Origin of the sequence: Mycobacterium sp. 1165178.9 (assembly GCF_001673555.1) — a bacterium.
Classification (GTDB): Bacteria; Actinomycetota; Actinomycetes; order Mycobacteriales; family Mycobacteriaceae; genus Mycobacterium.
Map to the genome: position 1 here is coordinate 1 of NZ_LZMB01000481.1, position 19,649 is coordinate 19,649.

At 66.1% G+C, this 19,649-nt stretch carries 21 protein-coding genes and 1 tRNA gene; 10 read left to right on the top strand and 12 right to left on the bottom strand.

The genetic code is table 11. The features are described from left to right. A partial coding sequence (locus tag A5652_RS28145) for a DMT family transporter (RefSeq protein WP_067355865.1) occupies positions 1–773 on the top strand: 773 nt, incomplete at its 5' end. A 9-nt stretch (positions 774–782) separates the two neighbouring features. Here A5652_RS28145 and A5652_RS20595 read toward each other — a convergent pair. From A5652_RS20595 to A5652_RS29260, 3 genes are read right to left on the bottom strand one after another with little or no spacing between them, the layout of a single operon-like run. After that, positions 783–1,340, bottom strand: coding sequence for an LppA family lipoprotein (locus A5652_RS20595; RefSeq protein ID WP_232001260.1), 558 nt, complete (start codon positions 1,338–1,340; stop codon positions 783–785). A gap of 11 nt (positions 1,341–1,351) precedes the next feature. Further along, a complete protein-coding gene (locus tag A5652_RS29255; protein WP_369805839.1) occupies positions 1,352–2,275 on the bottom strand; it encodes an alpha/beta hydrolase in 924 nt (307 codons plus the stop codon). After that, a complete protein-coding gene (locus tag A5652_RS29260; protein ID WP_369805840.1) occupies positions 2,275–3,294 on the bottom strand; it encodes a hypothetical protein in 1,020 nt (339 codons plus the stop codon). The genes A5652_RS29255 and A5652_RS29260 overlap by 1 nt, the downstream gene beginning before the upstream one ends. Before the next feature lie 317 nt (positions 3,295–3,611). On the opposite strand from A5652_RS29260, the gene A5652_RS20605 reads away from it, so the two are divergent. Beyond that, positions 3,612–4,634: a methyltransferase gene (locus tag A5652_RS20605; protein ID WP_067355870.1), complete on the top strand. Its 1,023-nt coding sequence runs from the start codon at positions 3,612–3,614 to the stop codon at positions 4,632–4,634. A 139-nt stretch (positions 4,635–4,773) separates the two neighbouring features. Here the strand turns inward: A5652_RS20605 and A5652_RS27805 are convergent, their stop codons facing one another. Both A5652_RS27805 and A5652_RS20610 read right to left on the bottom strand, forming a co-directional pair. After that, on the bottom strand, positions 4,774–5,172 hold the full coding sequence (locus A5652_RS27805) for a hypothetical protein (protein ID WP_156745451.1): 399 nt from the start codon (positions 5,170–5,172) through the stop codon (positions 4,774–4,776). 696 nt (positions 5,173–5,868) lie between these two features. Then, positions 5,869–5,952, bottom strand: a tRNA-Tyr gene (locus A5652_RS20610). Between the two features lie 69 nt (positions 5,953–6,021). On the opposite strand from A5652_RS20610, the gene A5652_RS20615 reads away from it, so the two are divergent. Further along, complete coding sequence (locus A5652_RS20615) at positions 6,022–6,513, top strand: YajQ family cyclic di-GMP-binding protein (RefSeq protein WP_067355874.1); 492 nt, start codon at positions 6,022–6,024, stop codon at positions 6,511–6,513. A gap of 107 nt (positions 6,514–6,620) precedes the next feature. Continuing rightward, entirely contained in the window at positions 6,621–8,132 is a 1,512-nt protein-coding gene (locus A5652_RS20620) for an NAD(P)/FAD-dependent oxidoreductase (protein WP_067355877.1), read from the top strand. Here A5652_RS20620 and A5652_RS20625 read toward each other — a convergent pair. Together A5652_RS20625 and A5652_RS20630 are read right to left on the bottom strand one after the other, a co-directional pair. Next, positions 8,129–9,322, bottom strand: a complete 1,194-nt coding sequence (locus tag A5652_RS20625) for a PPE family protein (protein WP_232001261.1) — start codon at positions 9,320–9,322, stop codon at positions 8,129–8,131. The two genes, A5652_RS20620 and A5652_RS20625, sit on opposite strands and share 4 nt — an antisense overlap. A gap of 13 nt (positions 9,323–9,335) precedes the next feature. Further along, positions 9,336–9,638, bottom strand: a complete 303-nt coding sequence (locus A5652_RS20630; RefSeq protein WP_067355884.1) for a PE family protein — start codon at positions 9,636–9,638, stop codon at positions 9,336–9,338. A 499-nt stretch (positions 9,639–10,137) separates the two neighbouring features. On the opposite strand from A5652_RS20630, the gene A5652_RS20635 reads away from it, so the two are divergent. Together A5652_RS20635 and A5652_RS20640 are read left to right on the top strand one after the other, a co-directional pair. Next, complete coding sequence (locus A5652_RS20635; protein WP_067355914.1) at positions 10,138–11,163, top strand: NAD(P)H-dependent glycerol-3-phosphate dehydrogenase; 1,026 nt, start codon at positions 10,138–10,140, stop codon at positions 11,161–11,163. 302 nt (positions 11,164–11,465) lie between these two features. Further along, entirely contained in the window at positions 11,466–12,956 is a 1,491-nt protein-coding gene (locus A5652_RS20640; RefSeq protein ID WP_369805841.1) for a SulP family inorganic anion transporter, read from the top strand. Positions 12,957–13,094: 138 nt separating this feature from the next. Here A5652_RS20640 and A5652_RS20645 read toward each other — a convergent pair whose 3' ends face one another. The 3 genes from A5652_RS20645 to grcC1 all read right to left on the bottom strand — a co-directional run bounded on the left by A5652_RS20645 (position 13,095) and on the right by grcC1 (position 15,441). Further along, complete coding sequence (locus A5652_RS20645) at positions 13,095–13,349, bottom strand: helix-turn-helix transcriptional regulator (RefSeq protein WP_067355890.1); 255 nt, start codon at positions 13,347–13,349, stop codon at positions 13,095–13,097. 28 nt (positions 13,350–13,377) lie between these two features. Further along, positions 13,378–14,241: a zinc metalloprotease HtpX gene (gene htpX, locus A5652_RS20650; RefSeq protein ID WP_067355893.1), complete on the bottom strand. Its 864-nt coding sequence runs from the start codon at positions 14,239–14,241 to the stop codon at positions 13,378–13,380. A gap of 192 nt (positions 14,242–14,433) precedes the next feature. Then, positions 14,434–15,441 (bottom strand): nonaprenyl/(2E,6E)-farnesyl/geranylgeranyl diphosphat synthase, encoded by a 1,008-nt coding sequence (gene grcC1 / locus A5652_RS20655; RefSeq protein ID WP_067355918.1) that lies wholly within the window; start codon positions 15,439–15,441, stop codon positions 14,434–14,436. 22 nt (positions 15,442–15,463) lie between these two features. On the opposite strand from grcC1, the gene menJ reads away from it, so the two are divergent. Continuing rightward, positions 15,464–16,693 carry a menaquinone reductase gene (menJ, locus tag A5652_RS20660; protein ID WP_067355896.1) on the top strand — a complete coding sequence of 410 codons (1,230 nt, stop codon included), beginning with the start codon at positions 15,464–15,466 and terminating at the stop codon, positions 16,691–16,693. A 113-nt stretch (positions 16,694–16,806) separates the two neighbouring features. Further along, positions 16,807–17,217, top strand: a complete 411-nt coding sequence (locus A5652_RS20665) for a DUF732 domain-containing protein (RefSeq protein WP_067355900.1) — start codon at positions 16,807–16,809, stop codon at positions 17,215–17,217. A gap of 7 nt (positions 17,218–17,224) precedes the next feature. Here the strand turns inward: A5652_RS20665 and A5652_RS20670 are convergent, their stop codons facing one another. Next, the gene (locus A5652_RS20670; RefSeq protein ID WP_067355903.1) at positions 17,225–17,917 is read right to left on the bottom strand and encodes a demethylmenaquinone methyltransferase; all 693 of its coding nucleotides are present in this window, start codon (positions 17,915–17,917) and stop codon (positions 17,225–17,227) included. A 57-nt stretch (positions 17,918–17,974) separates the two neighbouring features. Here A5652_RS20670 and A5652_RS20675 point away from each other — a divergent pair, with 57 nt between their 5' ends. Continuing rightward, the gene (locus A5652_RS20675; RefSeq protein ID WP_067355921.1) at positions 17,975–18,802 is read left to right on the top strand and encodes an SDR family oxidoreductase; all 828 of its coding nucleotides are present in this window, start codon (positions 17,975–17,977) and stop codon (positions 18,800–18,802) included. A gap of 2 nt (positions 18,803–18,804) precedes the next feature. On the opposite strand, the gene A5652_RS20680 is transcribed toward A5652_RS20675, so the two are convergent. Continuing rightward, positions 18,805–19,374 carry a hypothetical protein gene (locus A5652_RS20680; protein WP_067355907.1) on the bottom strand — a complete coding sequence of 190 codons (570 nt, stop codon included), beginning with the start codon at positions 19,372–19,374 and terminating at the stop codon, positions 18,805–18,807. A 75-nt stretch (positions 19,375–19,449) separates the two neighbouring features. Between A5652_RS20680 and A5652_RS20685 the strand changes: the two genes are divergently transcribed. After that, positions 19,450–19,649: hypothetical protein (locus A5652_RS20685; RefSeq protein ID WP_197514034.1), on the top strand; the 200-nt coding region annotated here is incomplete at its 3' end.

Consider the following 19,649-nt stretch of genomic DNA (forward strand, 5'->3'; position numbering starts at 1 on the left):
CCGGCTACGCGTTTCAGGCGGCGGCACTGGCGCACGGATCCCTGCTGCTGGTCCAGCCGCTGCTGGTGTCGTCGTTGCTATTCGCACTACCCCTGAGTGCGGCGCTGTGCCACCAGCGCATCAGTCGGGCCCAGTGGGGCTGGGCGATGTTGCTGACGGCCGCGCTGGCCGTTTTCTTGCTGGTGGGCCAGCCCCGCGAGGGCCACAGCCGTCCCCCGATACCGGCGTGGACGCTGGCGCTGGCGATCACGGTGCCGTCGGTGATCGCGAGCGTCATCGCGGCCCGCCGCGCCGCCGGCCGGGTGCGGGCCTCGCTGCTGGGTGTCGCGGTGGCGATCCTGCTCGGCATGATCGCGGTCGTCACGAAGGTCTGCACTCACCGCTACTCGGTCGGCGGGTGGCATGCGTTGATGACCGTTCCCGCTCCGTATGTGCTGGTGGGATTAGCGGTGACCGTGACCGTGGTGCAGAACTCGGCGTTTCATGCCGGTGCGCTGCAGGCGTCGGTACCGATCATGCTGGTGGGTGAACCGGTGGTCGCCGTCCTGCTGGGGGTTGTCGTGCTCGGCGAGCACCTGGCGGTTGGCGGACTGACGGCGTTGATCCTCGTCATCGCGGTGGTGGCGATGGCCGCGGCCACGGCCGCGCTGGGCCGCAGTCAGGCGATCGAAAATGTGCCGCGAGAGCAGCTACCGCGGTCGCCGGACCTCGACGAGGCCACACTGGCGGGCGTGGGGGCGCGCGGCCGGCCTCCTGGCGCGCGCGATCGCTGAGGGTCGAAACTATTTCCTGTCGCGCGGCAACCGACAGCCGGTGTAGCCCGAGACGACGAGGTTGCCGCGGTAGCCGACCTTGATGAAGATCCCAGTTGGGCCGTAGAACCCCACGTCGTGGTTTCCCGGGTTGTCGTGCGTGACCTGCATGTCGGTGGCGTCGATCTTGCTGGCCGCCTGTCTGGCGGCCTCTTGGATGGTGGCCCACTGTTGCTCGGAGACCGCGACGTCGGCGGCCACCTCATCCGGCAAGAAGTAGGCCCGGCCACCCGTGTGATCGTACGGTCGTTCGCAGCCCAGACCCGAACCCTCGTGCGGGGCCTCCCAACTGATCGACGGAATCAGTTTGCTTGTGGCCGACGTGATTTCGATCATCGCGGCGTGAACCTGGCTTTGGGTGTCCTCTAACGAGGGCAGGGATTTCAGCGTCGCCAGGGCAGCGGCGGCGTCGGCGGGTGGGCTGGGTTGGTGGGGCTGATTCACGTGGCATCCTGTTGCGGCTAGTGCGGTGGCGGTCATGGCGGCGAAGAACAGCGCGTGGCGTCGCGGTTTCGGGGTGCTCGTCATTCGGTTGTCGGTCACTTCTGCGGGACCGCCTGATCGCCCAGTCCGGCCAGCACGGCCGCGATGTTGAAGTTGGTCGTCCTGGTCCCTCCGCCATCGGGGAAGCGGGGGTAGTCGCTGTGCCCGTGCGCGCCGCCGAGGTTGAGGGTGCCGCCGCGGCCGTCGGGCACGCTGGCCGGGCCGGTCGCAAGGTGAGTGAAGTTCGGGTTCGTCGCCGGGTTCGGTCCGAAGTGGCCGGCGCCGCCGCCGTCGGCCACGCTTAAGAGGCTTTCAGCCAGAGTGCTCAACGGTGGTGGCAGAAACGGCGCCACGGTTTGCGCGATGAGCGGGCCGTCGTAAGTCCACTGGATCGGGTCGTCCGGGGTTTCCATGGTGAACACGTTGCCGGGTTGCAGGTGGAGCTGTTGCGGCGTGGACGCTTCGATGCCCGGCGAGCCGTAGAACAAAGCGCGCGATACGCCGTGGTCGCCGAGCTCCTGAAGGGCCAGGCCGGTGGTGAGCGAACCGTAGGAGTGGCCGATCGCGGTCAGATCGGCGGGACCATCGTGGTGGGCGGCCTGTATTCCGTCGTAGAAGCCGGCAAGGTCGTGGGCGCCGGCTCGGGCGATGTCGTCGTGGCTGACGCCCCACCCGCCGGCAAGCGAGTCGCCGAGGTCGTCGAGGCCGGGAACTTGCGGCGGGTCATAACCGATCCAGGCGATCGCCGAGACGGTGTCGTGTTGGTGGCCGGGAACCAGACTCAACTGTCGGAGCGCTTCGCTTCTGAGCCGGGTCGCCTCGTCGGCCATGCTTCCGATGGCACCGTGCACCGTGGTGTTGAGTCCGGGCGTGGTGACCGACACGTGGGTGGACGAATCGGGATCGCCGACCGCGATCGCGGCGCGGGCCTGCTTGCCCGTCTTGGTGTCCAGCACCATGAGTTTTCGCTCCCGGCTCATCACGACGGCCCTCTGGACGGCTTGAAGGTCGGGCAGGTATCTGGCTTCATTTCGGGCGGCGTCATACTGGCGTTGCCACGCCTCGTATGCCACACGCGATCGTCGAAGATCGCTCCCGGCTCGTTTGGCGGCGGAATGTTGTTGCCCTGCACCCAATCCGGATGCTGGGCCTCGAGCCCGTCTGCTTGCGCGCCGGCGGCCTGGGCGCTGCCCAATTCGGCGGCCAGAGTGAGCCGGTTGTAATGGTCCCGGTCCACCGCGGGCATTCCGTTGTGGTTGCCGATGTACGGATTGTGTTGGTATTCCGCGTCTTTCTGCTGGGGCGTCAGCGAGTTCCACACTTGCGCGAACCGCTTGGGGTCATCGGGCAACGCGGGCCGTGGTGACAGCGGGCCCTGCACGGACTGGATACTTGCGGGGTCATATCCGTCGCCGCGCAGGGCTCCGAGGGCGTTCTGCAACGCGTTCGAGTAGCCGTCGCGCGTCGCCTGCAGCTGGCTCAGCGCGCCCGTGGTGTCGCGGATGGCGTCCTGCTCACACTTGGCGATGAGCGTTTCGAGCGCGTCGACGTCGGCGGCCGTAAGGTCCTCGTCGCCCTCCATATCGTCGGCTTCACCGATCAGATCGTCGAGCTCTTGCAGCTGGGCTTCCAGCGTCGCGATCTGTCCCGCCGCGGTTTTCTGCGCCTCGGCCAGCGCCGCGGCGATGCTTTCCAGGTCGGCACCGATCCTGGGCAACTGCAACGACTGCGCCCCAAGCGATTTCGTCACCCGCTGCACCTCGTCAGAGTCATTTATCGGATGGCCGCCGTCCCGATGGTTCCAGGCGGCCTCGAATCGGCTGCGGGCCTGTTCGAAAGCGTTGTTGGTCTCGGTCGTGCAGCGCCCCGCCCGGAGAAACGCCCCGGCCAGATTGGAGATCTGCAGCGGGCTGCCGGCTTGCAAGGTCTGGTTGATGGTCCATGGGTCGCCACCGGCTGCGGCGATCAGCGCCGGGACGCTCAGGTAGCGCAATTGCATGGGATCCTCAGCCGCTCTCCCGACCAGTACCCATCGCCAACCCTTCCCCGCTCGGGAAAGGTTACCGCCGCGGCTGCGGCAAACAATTCACTGCGAGGAGACGGCCGGGGTGTTGCCCGACGACGGGTCTTTGGCGACCCGTTGTTTGAACTAGACCAGAAACGGCCCGGTCCGAGGCTTTCGGCCTCAATATGAGACAAGATCGAGCGCGAGAACTCGCCGCGGAAAGGACAACGATGCCGCCCAAGTCACCGACATCAACCCCGAAGCTGCCGCCCGCCCGGGCGGCTCGCGCGGTCGAACGGGTCCGTCATCACGTGGGGCGGCTGTACCAGCGATTGGCTCCTCCGCCGATCACGGTCATCGACATCATCTTCGGGGCCTTTCTGTCGCAGGCCATCTCGGCGTCCGCGCAGCTAGGCATTGCCGACGCGCTCGCCGCGGGCCCGTTGACCAAGGAGGATCTGGCGCGTCGCGTCGGAGCCGACCCGGACAGCGTGGGGCGGCTGATGCGGTTGCTGATCAGCCGCGGCGTGTTCCGCAGGCGCCGCGACGGTCGTTTCGCGCTCAACGCGCTGGCCGACACGTTGCGCTCCGACTCGCCGATCTCGACGCGTGGGGTCGCCTTGCTTTACGGCTCGCCGCAACACCGGGCGAATTGGACGCGGCTGGCCGATGCGGTGCGCACCGGGGAGCCGAACCCGGCAAAAGTATTCGGAAAAGACTTCTTCGACTATCTGCGCGACGACCCCGAGTTCGCGGAGATCTTCAACACAGCTATGACGTCCACGTCGGCAATATTGGAGGCGGCGGTGGTCGCGGCGTATGACTTCAGCAACTTCGCCGTCATCGCCGATATCGGTGGCGGCCACGGCCGGCTTCTGTCATCGCTTCTCGCCGCCGCCCCCGATGCCCGCGGCGTGCTGTTCGACCTCCCCGAGGCGGTCGAGGGAGCGCCACCGCTATTGGCCGCGCACGGCGTCGCCGACCGAGTCACGGTGATGGGCGGATCGTTCTTCGACAGCGTGCCGCCCGCTGATGCCTATGTGATGAAGAACGTCATCCACGACTGGCCCGACGACGAAGCCATCGCGATTCTCAGCACCATCAAAGCCGCGGCCCCGCCGGGTGCGAAACTGCTGCTGCTGGAGATGGTGATCCCGGATCATGACCGTGAATTCCTCGGCCACTTTGCCGATATGGAGATGCTGGTGATCGCGGGTGCACTGGAACGCAGCCTCAAGCAGTGGACGGAGCTACTTGAGCGTGGCGGCTTCCGGCTGCAGCGCGTTGTGCAGACCGCAGGGCCGCTCTGCGTCATCGAAGCCGTGCCCGGCTAGGCAGGTACGGGAGCGTTGGTCGGATCAAGCTGCGTTGGCCGTTCGATGACACACGGGTCAGCACGCAGCCGGTGTGGTGCACCCGAAACCAAATTAGTTGGAATACAACATGTTTCGTTAAGAATGTTGAGTGGCGATTTTATCCAGAAGAGGATTTGGTCGGGTCCTCGGCCTCCGACAACGCTGTGGCACTTTCCCTGCGATTGTCCTCGGCAGCCTGCCAGTGGGCATCAGCCTCATCCTGTAGTCGGTCAGGATCTCCAACTCCCGGCATTGCCGCGTGCTGCAGGTGGTTCGCCGCCCGCTCATGTGCTTGCGCAGCATCGTCGTGCCCGCGAGAGGCGGCCAGGTGCGCTTTCTCGGCGCGATCCATGGCGTCCTCGGCATGCCGGCGGGCCTCGTCCACCGAATCCTGTGAAGGTTGCTCGCCCGCGGCCAAGTTTGCGCGCCGTTCGCGAAGCTGTTCGATCCGCTGTTCAGCCTTCGCTGCACGCTCCCCTGGATCCGGGATACCGGCGTCGCTCCGCACGTCCGTCACATGACCTCCGCTGCTCTCAAACTTGTTGGGAGCGGTGACATCTCGAGAGTAAGAGCCCTGTTCGGAGTCGACCAGAGGGGACGACCTGTGGAAAGAACTAACCGGGAGCGCAGACTTTCAGACCCCAGAGGTCACCCGCAAAATTGCCCCAACTGCCCGTGATTGGAGCTCGCATCGCACTGCCTCTGTTCGCGTGTTTGAACGAAGTCATTTATGCAGTCCTGGTGGGCAGCGGGATCGGTAATGCCTGCACAGGGGTCGCCGGCGTGTGCTTGGGCTAGTGGAATACAGAGCGGCGTCAATGCCAGGAGTGCTGCCGCGAACAGGCCGAATGTTGCTCTCTTCATCAGGATCTTCCTTCCACACCCCCTAATGGCTGCTGACCTTCTATCAATTGGACGCCTGATTCACGGAATGTGTCGAGTAGGTGGCGAACAAACAAATAAGGTTCCTCGACTTCACATGTGAGACCTTCGCTTCATTGGCAATCAGCGCCGGGGCGAACGCGGAGGTGATCCAGAAACTTCTGGGGGCACAAGACGGCGGTGCTTACGTTGGACCGCTACGGGCATCGATTCCCCGACGACCTGGATGCGGTGGCCGACTCTTTCGACGCGGCCGCAGCTACTGCGTACCGACTGCGTACCGGCCACAGACCCAAGCCTGTTGTGGTAGCCGGAAACGCCCCCTGACGTTTGGTGGCAGGTACAGGATTCGAACCTGTGAAGCTTTCGCGACGGATTTACAGTCCGCTCCCATTGGCCGCTCGGGCAACCTGCCGCCAGACAGGTTACAACGAGCGAGTAGACAAAGCACAAACGCCTATCACCGGATGAAGGGACGGAATGCATGGCGGACTCATCGTTCGACATCGTCAGCAAAGTGGATCGTCAAGAGGTCGACAACGCGCTCAACCAGGCCGCCAAGGAATTGGCCACCCGGTTCGACTTCCGCGGCACCGACACCACAATCGCCTGGAAGGGCGACGAGGCTATCGAGCTGACGTCATCCACCGAGGAACGCGTCAAGGCCGCGGTCGACGTCTTCAAAGAGAAGCTGATCCGCCGTGACATCTCGATGAAGGCATTCGACGCCGGCGAACCGCAGGCCTCCGGCAAGACCTACAAGATCAGCGGCACCCTCAAACAGGGCATCAGCAGCGAGAACGCCAAGAAGATCACCAAGCTGATCCGTGACGACGGCCCCAAGAACGTCAAAACTCAGATCCAGGGCGACGAAGTTCGGGTCACCAGCAAAAAGCGCGACGATCTGCAGGCCGTGATCGCGATGCTCAAGCAGGCGGACCTGGACGTGGCGCTGCAGTTCGTCAACTACCGCTGACCGGCGCGGTTCCCGCCGTGGGGCGCGGATTCGCGAGTTACTAGCCCGACCAACCGGTGGGTCTCTACGCTTGTGACGACTCCCACAATTTCCAGCGAGGTTCAACGATGACCGTGACTCCCCAGGAGGCCGCCGATAGCGATGCCGCCGAGGCCGGATACTCCGACGTGATCATCGTCGGTGCCGGCATCTCCGGCATCGATGCGGCATATCGGATCACCGAGCGCAATCCGCACCTGACGTACACGGTCCTGGAGCGGCGCGCGCAGATCGGCGGGACGTGGGACTTGTTCCGCTATCCGGGCGTGCGCTCGGACAGCAGCATCTTCACGCTGTCCTTCCCGTTCGAGCCGTGGACCCGCAAAGAGGGCGTGGCCGACGGGGTGCACATCCGCGAGTACCTGGCCGCCACCGCGCGCAAGTACGGCATCGACCGGCACATCCGGTTCAACAGCTACGTGCGCTCGGCGGACTGGGACTCCGCAACCGACACCTGGACCGTCACCGTCGAGCAGGACGGCACACGCAAGCTGTACCGCGGCCGCTTCCTGTTCTTCGGCAGCGGCTACTACAACTACGACGAGGGCTACACCCCCGACTTCCCGGGCATCGAACGGTTCAAGGGCACCGTGGTGCACCCGCAGCACTGGCCCGAAGACCTTGACTACACCGGCAAGCGGGTCGTGGTGATCGGCAGTGGGGCCACGGCGGTCACGCTCCTGCCGTCGTTGTCCGAACTTGCCGCCAAAGTGACGATGCTGCAGCGTTCGCCGACTTACCTCATTTCGGCGTCCAAGTACGGTGCCGTCGCCGCGATGGCTCGAAAGCTGTTGCCCCGCAAGCCTGCTCATCTCGTGATCCGCATGTACAGCGCCCTGACCGAGGCGGTGTTCTTTGCGTTGTCCCGCAAAGCACCGGAATTGGTGCGGTGGCTGCTGCGGCGCAAGGCGATCAGTAGCCTGCCACCCGGCTACGACGTCGACACCCACTTCAAGCCGCGCTACAACCCGTGGGACCAGCGGATGTGCCTGATCCCGGACGCCGACCTGTACAACGCGATCACCGCGGGTGGCGCCGAGGTGGTCACCGATCACATCGACCATTTCGACGCGACGGGTATCGCGCTGAAATCCGGTGGACGCCTCGCCGCCGACATCATCGTCACCGCCACCGGACTGCAGCTGCAGGCGCTGGGCGGGGCCGCGATCAGCCTGGACGGCAACGAGGTCAAGGCCAGCGACCGTTTCGTCTACAAAGCGCACATGCTCGAAGACGTGCCGAACCTGTTCTGGTGCGTGGGCTACACCAACGCGTCGTGGACACTGCGCGCCGACATCACGGCCCGGGCAACGGCAAAGCTGATAGAACACATGGCCGCTAACGGCTACACCCACGCGTCGCCGCATCGTGGCAACGAGCCCATGGCCGAGAAGCCGTCGTGGGACATCAACGCCGGCTACGTGCTGCGCTCGGTGCACATGCTGCCGAAGTCGGGCACCAAGCGGCCATGGAACGTGCGACAGAACTACCTGGCCGACGCCCTCGACTACCGGTTCGACCGCATCGAGGAGGCGATGGTGTTCGGCCGGGTCGAGGACCGGGCGCCGCTGGCCGGCTAGCCCGCGGCCGGCGGCCTGGCCATCACCGACGGTTTGAATCCGTAGGTCGGCAGGTTGCGCCAGCCCCCTTGTCCGACCATCGGCCCGAACGGCGTCATCGGCATCGCGTGCAACCCGTCCGTGGCGGGCGGCACCGCGGCCGTCGCGCTTGTCAGCGTCGCGACCCCGGGGTTGGTGACGGCGGTGACCGGAGCCCAGCTGGGCGGCACGGACAGCGCTCCCAGCGGAACCGCGCGCCCCACACCGGCTGCCACCGACCCGGCGTTGCCCAGACCGGCTCCGGCCGCGCCCAGCGCCTTGGCGCCGTTTCCCGCCGCCTGAGCCGCCGAGGAAGCCGCCGGGGCCAGAGCCTTCCCGAACGTGCTCATGGCCGTGATCCCGTTGCTGATCTGCCCGAAGGACTGTGCCGTCTGAACACCGACCTGTCCCGACGAGATATACGGCACAACGTATTTCGAGTACATCGAGGCCATGTCGTCAAACGGGGTGTTCTCCGAGATCCATTCATCGATCGGCTTGAGGTTCCCGAAGCTGGGCTCAGCCAGGGTCTGCAAGTTCTCCGCAGCCTGCGCGTTAGCGTTCGCCGCGACGTCTTGCGCCCCGCTCTGACCTGAATTGCCAACGGCTTTCGCGACCGCAGCGGCCTGCTCGGACGATGCGGCGGGATTGGTCACTTCCGCCGGCTCGTCGAATTCGGTCAACTGTGCGGCCGTCGCAGAGGATCCCGCATAGCCGTACATTGCCGCGGCGTCTTGCGCCCACATCTCGAAATACTCAGCCTCGACGGTCGCGATGGCGGCGGTGTTCTGCCCCAACACATTCGACGCGATCAGTGACGCCAGGAGCGCACGGTTAGCCGCGATCACCGGCGGGGGCACCGCCAGCCCGAACGCCGTCTCGTACGCGGCCGCCGCCATCGTCGCCTGGCTGTAAGCCAGTTCGGCGTTGCCCGCGCTGGTGCGCAGCCACTCCACACACGGGGTGGTCGCGGCGGCCAGTGCTAGCGCCGACGGCCCCAACCACGGTCCGCCGGTCAGTGCGGAGATGACGGACTGAAAGGAGGCCGCGCTGCTGTGCAACTGTGCCGCCAGCTCGCCCCAGCTTGCGGCGGCGGCCAACAACGAACCCGCTCCCGGGCCCGCGTACAGGCGCCCCGAGTTGATCTCCGGCGGCAGTAGCGCGTAGTCCACGTGCGTCTCCGTTCTACAGCGCCGACGCGGCGGCGTTCGCGGCCTCGGTGGCCGCATAGGTCCCCGCGCTTTGTGCCAGGGTGGCCGCCAGCAATTCATGCACCGCGACGGCCCGCGCGGCCAGCGCCTGGAACTGCGCCGCATGGGCGGCGAACCGCGCCGCCGTCAGCGCAGACACCTCGTCGGCGGCGGCCGGAACGACGCCCGTCGTCGGGATGGCCGCGGCCGCCTTTCCGACGTTGAGCGCCGCGGTGATCGACTGGAGATTGCTCGCCGCGGCCGCCAGCTTGTCCGGATCGGCAATTACGAAAGACATACCGTTTCCCCTTCGTGTGTTCGGATGTCGCGAAACGCTAAGCGAGGGTTTAGCGGATTCGGTGTCAGCGATTTGTTCGAATGGACTGTGAGCTCGCCTTTTCGGCAACACTCATGCTGATTTTTAGCCGCACGCCCTTTCGCCATGTTTTTTCGCCGAGCCCCTGGGTGGGGCTCACCAGTGGCTATGAACGGGTTGGCCTTTGGCGAGAAAAACGGCGCGGGCACAATTATGACCCCGATATGAGCGGGGTACATTTGCCTTGTCGCGGGCAAGCCATCCCACGAAAAGATTATGAATTTCGCATGCATTTCTGAGAATTCGTGGCGCAAATCGCCGGCTCCGGCTGATCGAACGCAAATGTTGTCGCACATAAATATGAATTCGGCATGGATGGCCGCGGATACCTCGCCGCGCCGTGCGAGTTGTGCAGGCACGATGCCGTCCCCGCTTCGTGAACTCCTACAAAATCGCAGGTGTCCGCAATACGCTGATCGCCATGGCATCTGAGAAGCGCGAACCCAAAGTCGTTGTCCTCGGTGGCGGTTCCTGGGGCACCACCGTGGCATCAATCTGCGCGCGTCGCGGGCCGACGCTGCAGTGGGTGCGCTCCGAGGCCACCGCCTCCGACATCAACGACAACCACCGCAACAGCCGTTACCTCGGCAACGACGTCGTGCTCAGCGACACCCTGCGCGCCACCACCGACTTCGCCGAGGCGGCGAACTCGGCGGACGTCGTCGTGATGGGCGTTCCCTCGCACGGCTTTCGGGGGGTGCTGAGCGAGCTGGCCAAGGAGCTGCGGCCGTGGGTACCGGTGGTGTCGCTGGTTAAGGGGCTCGAGCAGGGCACCAACATGCGGATGTCGCAGATCATCGAGGAGACGCTGCCCGGCCACCCCGCGGGCATCCTGGCCGGACCGAACATCGCGCGCGAGGTTGGCGAGGGTTATGCCGCCGCGGCGGTGCTGGCGATGCCCGACCAGCACCTGGCGACCCGGCTGTCGGGTCTGTTCCGCACGCGGCGCTTCCGCGTGTACACCACCGACGACGTCATCGGGGTGGAGATGGCCGGCGCGCTCAAGAACGTTTACGCCATCTCTGTCGGGATGGGCTACTCGCTGGGCATCGGGGAGAACACCCGCGCGTTGGTGATCGCCCGCGCGCTGCGCGAGATGACCAAGCTGGGCGTCGCCCTGGGCGGCCATCCCGATACCTTCCCGGGCCTGGCCGGCCTGGGCGACCTGATCGTCACCTGTACCAGCCAGCGCAGCCGCAACCGGCACGTCGGTGAACAACTGGGGGCGGGCAAGCCGATCGACGAGATCATCGCCTCGATGAACCAGGTTGCCGAGGGCGTCAAGGCCGCCAGCGTGATCATGGAGTTTGCCAACGAATTCGGCCTGACCATGCCGATCGCCCGTGAAGTCGACGCCGTGATCAACCACGGCTCCACCGTCGAGGAGGCCTATCGGGGCCTGATTGCTGAGGTACCCGGTCACGAGGTGCACGGTTCCGGCTTCTGAACTGGCGGTTTGACGCTAGGAAATTCAAATCTTTGCGTTCTCTATGGGCCGCGCCCGTCGGCTTGACCGGCCTTTGCCAGCAAAATACCGTCGATCCAGGTAACAGGGGTTTCTGGGCGCGATCCTGCGGGTTAGTCCGGCCGTAATCCTCTGTACGCCAGCGCGTTACGAAGAGGTAATGGGCGCACAATGGGGCGGATATCGGGACATCCCCCGCTAACACCTACCGAGGGACGCGACCGATGCACAACGTTGAACAGTCGGGTGAGAAAACCCGGACTCAAAGCTGGAGTGAAGCGCATATGGATCGGTTGCGCGGCATCATCCGGCACGATCTGCCGTCCTCACTGGTCGTTTTCCTGGTCGCACTGCCCCTGTCGCTGGGCATCGCAATCGCTTCGGGCGCCCCGGTACTCGCAGGGCTGATCGCCGCGATCGTCGGCGGAATCATCGTCGGCGCGTTGGGCGGATCGCCGCTGCAGGTCAGTGGCCCGGCGGCCGGACTGACGGTGATTGTCGCCGGCCTGGTGTCCGATTTCGGTTGGGGCATAACGTGCTTGATCACCGTTGCCGCCGGAGTCGTGCAGGTCCTGCTGGGGCTCAGCCGTGTTGCGCGCGCCGCCCTGGCGATCTCACCGGTGGTCGTGCACGCCATGCTGGCCGGCATCGGCATCACGATCGCCCTGCAGCAGGCGCACGTGTTGCTCGGCGGGAAATCCAAGAGCACGGCCTGGCATAACCTCATCGGACTCCCCGGCCAGATCATCGGTGCGCACCGCCCCGGGGTGATCCTGGGGGTGCTGGTGATCGTCATCCTGGTGGCGTGGCGTTGGGTTCCCGCCAAAGTGCGCCGCGTCCCGGGTCCCCTGGTCGCCATAGTCGCGGTGACGGTGCTCTCGGTGGTCTTCCCGTTCCACGTGCGCCGGATCGACCTCAAGGGGTCACCGCTGGATGCGCTGCAGTTGCCCGAGCTTCCCCACGGCAACTGGGGCGCGATCGCGATCGGGGTGATCACGGTGGCGCTCATCGCCAGTGTCGAGAGCCTGTTGTCGGCCGTCTCGGTCGACCGGATGCACCACGGGCCACGCACCGATTTCAACCGCGAACTGGTGGGGCAGGGAGCCGCCAACATCGTGTCGGGCACCATCGGCGGGCTACCGGTGACCGGGGTGATCGTCCGCAGCTCGACAAATGTCAACGCGGGGGCCAAATCCCGCGCCTCGACGATCATGCACGGGGTGTGGATCCTGTTGTTTACGATCCCATTCGCCGGGCTGGTCGAGGAGATCCCCACCGCCGCCCTCGCCGGGCTGCTCATCGTGATCGGGATTCAGCTGCTGAAGCCGGCTCACATCGAAACCGCAATGAAACAAGGTGATCTCGCGGTCTACGTCGTGACGGCCGTCAGCGTGGTCTTCCTCAACCTGCTGCACGGCGTCATGATCGGACTCGCGCTGGCCATCGCGCTGACCGGATGGCGGGTGATCCGGGCCAAGATCGAAGCCACGCCGGTGGACGACGAATGGCGGGTGAGCATCGAGGGCGCGGCATGCACCTTCCTGGCGCTGCCGAGGCTGACCCGAGTCCTGGCATCGATTCCGCGGGGCGCGACGGTGACTGTCTCCATCGCGGTCCACTACCTCGATCACGCTGCCCACCAAACCATTACGGACTGGCAGCAACAGCATGAGGCGACGGGCGGGACGGTTGCGATCCACGGCGTGACCGAGACGGGTCAGCGCAACACCCACGAACCTCTGGCCGAAGGCGAAAGATCCGAGGCTGCGGCGTAATTGGGTCGCCATTGCCAAGCTGAAGGACGACCACGGCAGCACTCTGGGACCATATTGGTTGTGCCGGATGCGATAGCGCATGCGCTACCGCTTTCGAAAGTCACTGATTCCTAAGGAAAGACCGTCTCGCCGAGCCGGTCAGTCGACGTCAATGCTGATATGCAACCGCTTGCCGCATACCTGCGCCAGCCGTTGCAGCACGTCGACGCGGGGCACCTCGGTCCCGTCCTCCCACGCGGCGACGGCTTCTTTGGTGGTGCCCATCGCTTCTGCCAGTTGGGCCTGGTTCATACCGGCACCGGCGCGTGTTTCGAAGATCAAGTCGGGTAGGTCCAGCGCCAGCCCGGCTTCGTGAATGTCCATCGAGTTGGGTTCAGTCATCGCCATCACCATCCAAGTCCAATGGTACTTGCGGACCAAATCACCGCCCCGCCATTTCCTCCAGCCGGCGGATGCGGTCCTCGATCGGCGGGTGCGTCGAAAACAGCGACCCGATCCGCTCGCCCGCCCGGAACGGGTTCGCGATCATCAGGTGCGCCTGGCTGGCCAGCTGGGGCTCCGGCGGCAGCGGGGCCACCTGGACCCCGCCGGAGATCTTGCGCAGAGCCGACGCCAGCGCCAGCGGGTCGCCGGTCAGCACCGCGCCCGATTCGTCCGCCTGATATTCGCGTGACCGCGACACCGCCAACCGCACCACCGTCGCGGCAATCGGGCCCAGTAGCGAAACCAGCAGCAGCGCAAAGGGATTCTCGCCGTCGCGATCGTTACCGCCGAACATGCCGGCGAACATGGCCATGTTGGCCAGCGCGGTGATCACAGACGCGAGCGCACCGGCGATACACGAGATCAGGATGTCGCGGTTGTAGACGTGCGAAAGCTCGTGTCCCAGTACGGCGCGCAACTCGCGCTCGGTGAGGATGTCCAGAATGCCCGTGGTGCAGCAGACCGCCGCGTTGCGCGGGTTGCGCCCAGTCGCGAATGCATTGGGCGCGTTGGTGTCACTGATGTACAGCCGCGGCATCGGCTGGTGCGCGGCGGTCGCCAGCTCGCGCACAATCCGGTACATCGCCGGCGCCTGCACCTCCGAGACCGGCTGCGCGTGCATCGCCCGCAGTGCCAGCTTGTCGCTGTTGAAATACGTGTAGACGTTCATGCCGATGGCGAACAGCACCGCGAGGAACATCGCGGTCCTGCCGAACAGCGAGCCGACGAACACGATCAACGCGGACATGCCAACCAACAACGCGAACGTCTTGAACGTGTTGTGATGCGGATGCCAGGTCATCGGTGTCCTCCTTGCGAACACTCGGTTGCGCGCGTTGCTGCCGATTACAGCTCATTGAACGCCCGAGACGGCCTTATTGGTTCCGCAGGCCGTCGGAGGCGACGCGAGCCGAATGGTGGCGACCCGCTGCGCCCGGCTACGACCTGTAGTGGCGACCCGCTGCGCCCGGCGACACCGCGCTTGCGATCGCCCCTAGCCGTGCCGGCTGATGGTGTAGTCGACCAGCGTCTGCAGCGCGTGGCGGCCGGGGACGTCCGGCAAGAGGGCCAGCTCCTGGCGCGCCTGCTCGGCGTACTCGTGAAGCGAGTGCTTGGCCTTGGCCATCCCCGGCGAGGAGCGCAACAGCGCCAGCGCCTCGGCCACCGCGTCGTCATCCTCGATGGGCCCGACCAGCAGCTCCCGCAGCCGCGCAGCCTCGGACCCGGGTTCACGCAACGCGTAGACCATCGGCAAGGTGTGCACGCCTTCGCGCACGTCGGTGCCGGGCAGCTTGCCAGACTCATGGGAGTCGCTGTCGATGTCGATGATGTCGTCGGAGATCTGGAACGCGGTGCCCACAATGCCCCCGAGACGGCTCAGCCGCTCCACCTGATCGGCGTCGGCACCCGAGAACATCGCACCAAACCGGCCCGCCGCGGCGATCAGGCACGCGGTCTTCTCGTAGACCACTTTCAGGTAGTGCTCGATGGGGTCCGATCCCGTGACGAAGCCGCGTGTCTCGCGCATCTGGCCCGTCACCAATTGTGCGAACGTTTCGGCGATCAGCCGCACCGCCTCGGGACCCAGCCGGGAGACCAACCGGGAGGCCGTGGCGAACAGATAATCGCCGGCAAGGATTGCGACGTTGTTGCCCCAACGCACGTTGGCGGTGGGCGTGCCGCGACGAACCTCCGCCTCGTCCATCACGTCGTCGTGGTACAGCGTGGCCAAGTGCACCAACTCGATAACCGCGCCGGCGATGGTCACGTCCACGCTGTCCGGGTTGGGTCCGATCTGCGCCGAGAGCACGGTGAACAGCGGCCGGAACCGCTTGCCGCCGGCCTTGAACAGATGCGTCAGCGACTCGGTCATGATGTCGTCGGCGCTGCGCAGCTCGGTGTCCATGAGCTGCTCGATCCGCCCCACACCGTCCCGTACGGTCGCCGCGAAAGCGGGGTTGCCGAAGTCGACGCCCGCCACCACCGTTGCCGGAGTACTCACGGCACCAAACATACTGGTGTGCATGAAGACGGGAGCGACCCGAGCCCAAGTGGTGGTCGTGGGCGCGGGACCCGCCGGTTCGGCGGCGGCGGCGTGGGCCGCACGCGCGGGCAACGACGTGCTGGTCATCGATTCGGCGAGCTTTCCCCGCGACAAGGCCTGCGGCGACGGACTGACCCCGCGCGCGGTCGCCGAGCTGGAACGGTTGGGCCTGAGAGACTGGCTGGACACCCGCATCCGGCATCGGGGGCTGCGAATGAGCGGATTCGGCGGCGAGGTGGAAGTCGATTGGCCGGGCCCGTCATTCCCGTCGACCGGCAGCGCCGTGGCCCGCTTCGAGCTGGACGACCGGATCCGCAAAGTCGCCGAAGATTCCGGGGCGCGGATGCTGCTAGGCACCAAAGCCGTGGCCGCGCAACATGATTCATCGGGCCGCGTGACATCGGTGACATTGGCCGACGGCACCGAGGTGAGCTGCCGTCAGTTGATCGTCGCCGACGGCGCCCGCTCGTCGCTGGGCCGCAAGCTGGGCCGGCGCTGGCATCAGGAGACGGTGTACGGCGTGGCCGCCCGCGGCTATCTGACCACCGCGCGCGCCGACGACCCCTGGCTGACGTCGCATCTGGAACTGCGCTCCCCCGACGGCTCCTTGCTGCCCGGCTACGGCTGGATCTTCCCGCTGGGCAACGGCGAGGTGAACATCGGCGTCGGAGCGTTGTCGACGTCCAAACGGCCCGCCGATCTGGCGCTGCGGCCGCTGATCGACTACTACACCGACCTGCGCCGCGACGAGTGGGGCTTCACCGGCCACCCGCGCGCGGTCGCCTCGGCGCTGCTGCCGATGGGCGGCGCGGTGTCGGGCGTGGCCGGCGCCAACTGGATGCTGATCGGCGACGCCGCGGCCTGCGTGAACCCACTCAACGGGGAGGGCATCGACTACGGGCTGGAGACCGGGCGGTTGGCCGCGGCGCTGCTGGACTGCCTCGACCTGTCGCAGGTGTGGCCGTCGCTGCTGCAGCAGCACTATGGCCGCGGCTTCTCGGTGGCGCGCAGGCTGGCTCTGCTGCTGACGTTCCAGCGGTTTCTGCCGTCGACCGGACCGATCGCCATGCGCTCGACGACGCTGATGACCATCGCCGTGCGGGTCATGGCCAATCTGGTCACCGACGACGACGCGGACTGGGTGGCGCGCGCCTGGCGGGGCGGCGGGCGGCTGTCCCGGTTGCTCGACCGCCGAACGCCCTTCAGCTGACCGGGTGCCGTGCATCGCCGCTGGTCGGCGGGCTTTCGTGGCCCCTTGCGGGCGCAAAATCGGCGACTCGCTTTCGGCCTCGCACCTCGAGCGGACCGTGTATAGTCCAGCTAATGAAGGGAACGACGCTGGCTACTATCGGAGCCGCCGCTGCTATCGCGCTTGCCGCGCTGGCCGCGCCGGCGCAGCTCTCCGTGCCGGCGCAGGCGGATCCGCCGCCGACGGCGCCATACCCCACTCCGCGGACGCCGTCGCCGCCGAGCGACTACGACGCGCCATTCAAGAACACCGTCAACGGCTTCGGCATCTACCAGCCGCAGGACCAGTTGGCGTGGCTGGGCAAGATCACGTGCGAACGGATTGGCAGGGGCGTGGACGGCGACGCGTACAAGTCGGCCACGTTCATCCAGCGCAACCTGCCGCGCGGCACCACTCAAGGCCAGGCGTTCCAGTTCCTCGGTGCCGCGGTCGATCACTACTGCCCGGACCAGGTCGGCTTCGTGCAGGCCGCCGGCAACCACTAGAACCGTCTCAGCGCAGGGTCTTGTGCCCCGCGTGTAGGGCGACGATGCCGCCGGTCAGGTTGCGCCAGCGCACCCCGGACCATCCGGCCTGGGTGATCTGGCGCGCCAGTGCCGCCTGATCGGGCCACGCCCTGATCGATTCCGCGAGGTATGCGTACGCGTCCGGATTGCTGGACACCGCCCGCGCCACCCGTGGCAGCGCCCGCATCAAGTACTCCTTGTAGACCGTGGCGAACAGCGCATTGGTGGGTGTGGAGAACTCGCACACCACCAATCGGCCGCCGGGGCGGGTGACACGGGCCATCTCGCGTAGCCCGGCCCGGGTGTCGACGACGTTGCGCAGCCCGAAACTGATTGTCACGGCATCGAACACGTCGTCGCCGAACGGCAGCCTGGTGGCGTCACCGGCGACCTTCGGAACGTTGCGCGCGGCGCCCGCCGCCAGCATGCCGACCGAAAAATCGGCGGCCACACACCAGGCCCCCGACTTCTCCAGCTCCACGGTGGACACCGCGGTGCCCGCGGCGAGGTCCAACACCTTCTGACCCGGCCCGATGGCCAGCGCTGACCGGGTGGCTTTGCGCCAGTACCGGTCCTGACCCATCGACAGCACGGTGTTGGTCAGGTCGTACCGGCGGGCGACACCGTCGAACATCGACGCGACATCCCGGGGATCCTTGTCCAATTCCGCGCGACTCACGCGAGAAACGCTACCCGCTGGGGGAATGAGATCGCGCGGTAGGCGTTGTATGTCAGCGTGACTGAGAAAGTTTGGTTTATCACCGGTACATCGCGAGGTTTCGGACGGGCGTGGACGATCGCGGCGCTGGAGCGCGGCGACAAGGTCGCCGCCACGGCGCGCAACACCGCCTCGCTGGACGACCTGGCGCAAAAGTACGGCGACGCGCTGCTGCCGATCCGTCTGGACGTGACCGACCGGGCGGCGGATTTCGCGGCGATCAAACAGGCGTACGACCTCTTCGGTCGGCTCGACATCGTGGTGAACAACGCCGGCTATGGTCAATTCGGCTTCGTCGAAGAGCTCTCCGAGCAAGACGCGCGCGACCAGATCGAAACCAATGTGTTTGGCGCACTGTGGATCACGCAGGCCGCACTGCCCTATCTCCGCGAGCAGCGCAGCGGCCACATCATCCAGGTTTCCTCGATCGGGGGCATCACCGCCTTCCCCCTGGTCGGCATCTACCACGCGTCGAAGTGGGCGCTGGAGGGCTTCTCGCAGGCGCTGGCGCAGGAGGTCGCTCCGTTCGGTGTGCACGTCACGCTGATCGAGCCGGGTGGTTTCGACACCGACTGGGCCGGCGACTCGTCGAAGCATGCCGATCCGCTGCCGGCCTACGACGACGTTCGCGCCGCCGTCTCGGCCGAGCGGAGCCGCCGGTGGGCCAGCCCGGGAGACCCGTCGGCATCCGCGGCCGCACTGCTCAAGGTCGTTGACGCCGAAAAGCCGCCGCTGCGCGTGTTTTTCGGGGCTTCCCCGCTGGAAACGGCCAAAGCCGACTACGAGAGCCGGCTCCAGAACTGGGAGGAATGGCAGCCCGTCGCTGAGCTCGCGCAGGGTGATTAGCGCTATTTCGAGGTGGCGATGAGTTCTGCGCGCGCCTGGTCGATTTGGTCGTAGGCGTAGGTCGCCATTTCGGCGGTGGTCATACCTTCTCCCTCCCGCGCGAGAGATTCGTAGGTCTGGTCGCCAAGGACATCGCGCAGGCGGGCGATCGCGGTCGTAAGCTCGGGAAGCCACGCTCGGGTAACAGGATTGAACGCGAAACCGGCGATGGTGGCCGCCGGTTCATCGCGTCCGAGCCTGTCCAGAAGGGCAGCCAGCGCAGCAAGTGGGACGCGCATGACAATGGTGTTGCCCGAGTCGTGGTAGTTGCGGATGGCCAGGGCGAGGTGGTCGAACGCGGCCAGCTTATCGCCGTGTTGGGCTTCGAGTCGGCCGAGGATGTTTGCCAAGTGCGTTTCTGTCCAACGGTTACCGCTGTTCTTTGCAATCACTACACCCCGGCGCATCGCGTCGCGTGCGCGGAGGGGATCAGCATCGCAGCAAGCCATGCCGTAGGTCAGAAACACGTACGAGAGCGCCCAGGGATTCGCTATGCCAGAAGAGGCGTCGAGAAGCTGCTTCGCGACGGCCATAGCCTCGGCGTGGGAACCGGCCCTCATCAGTGCGACGACTAGTCCCGACCTTGCCACGGCGTACGGGTCCGACCCATGAGCGAGCAGGCGGCGGCACCACTCGACCGTTCGTTCGGGGTGGCCGGCCAGATCGTTGTCGACAGCAGACCCACCGGCATGCATTCCGGTTTCGAGGCGTGGCTGGGCAGTGTGCACAACCTGGCCGGCCACCCCGAACGAACGGTCGAGTGGAGCCGCGGTCGAGTGGCTCATGGGTCGGACCCGTACGGCGTGAC

Coding starts and splice junctions, on each gene's coding strand:
- htpX (WP_067355893.1), bottom strand. CDS start 14,241: ATGACCTGGCATCCGCATCACAACACGTTCAAGACGTTCGCGTTGTTG.
- A5652_RS20620 (WP_067355877.1), top strand. CDS start 6,621: ATGACCGTGACTCCCCAGGAGGCCGCCGATAGCGATGCCGCCGAGGCC.
- A5652_RS20595 (WP_232001260.1), bottom strand. CDS start 1,340: ATGACGAGCACCCCGAAACCGCGACGCCACGCGCTGTTCTTCGCCGCC.
- A5652_RS29260 (WP_369805840.1), bottom strand. CDS start 3,294: ATGCAATTGCGCTACCTGAGCGTCCCGGCGCTGATCGCCGCAGCCGGT.
- A5652_RS20615 (WP_067355874.1), top strand. CDS start 6,022: ATGGCGGACTCATCGTTCGACATCGTCAGCAAAGTGGATCGTCAAGAG.
- A5652_RS20645 (WP_067355890.1), bottom strand. CDS start 13,349: ATGGTGATGGCGATGACTGAACCCAACTCGATGGACATTCACGAAGCC.
- A5652_RS20640 (WP_369805841.1), top strand. CDS start 11,466: ATGGATCGGTTGCGCGGCATCATCCGGCACGATCTGCCGTCCTCACTG.
- A5652_RS20635 (WP_067355914.1), top strand. CDS start 10,138: ATGGCATCTGAGAAGCGCGAACCCAAAGTCGTTGTCCTCGGTGGCGGT.
- A5652_RS20665 (WP_067355900.1), top strand. CDS start 16,807: ATGAAGGGAACGACGCTGGCTACTATCGGAGCCGCCGCTGCTATCGCG.
- A5652_RS20680 (WP_067355907.1), bottom strand. CDS start 19,374: ATGGCCGTCGCGAAGCAGCTTCTCGACGCCTCTTCTGGCATAGCGAAT.
- A5652_RS29255 (WP_369805839.1), bottom strand. CDS start 2,275: ATGAGCCGGGAGCGAAAACTCATGGTGCTGGACACCAAGACGGGCAAG.
- menJ (WP_067355896.1), top strand. CDS start 15,464: ATGAAGACGGGAGCGACCCGAGCCCAAGTGGTGGTCGTGGGCGCGGGA.
- A5652_RS20630 (WP_067355884.1), bottom strand. CDS start 9,638: ATGTCTTTCGTAATTGCCGATCCGGACAAGCTGGCGGCCGCGGCGAGC.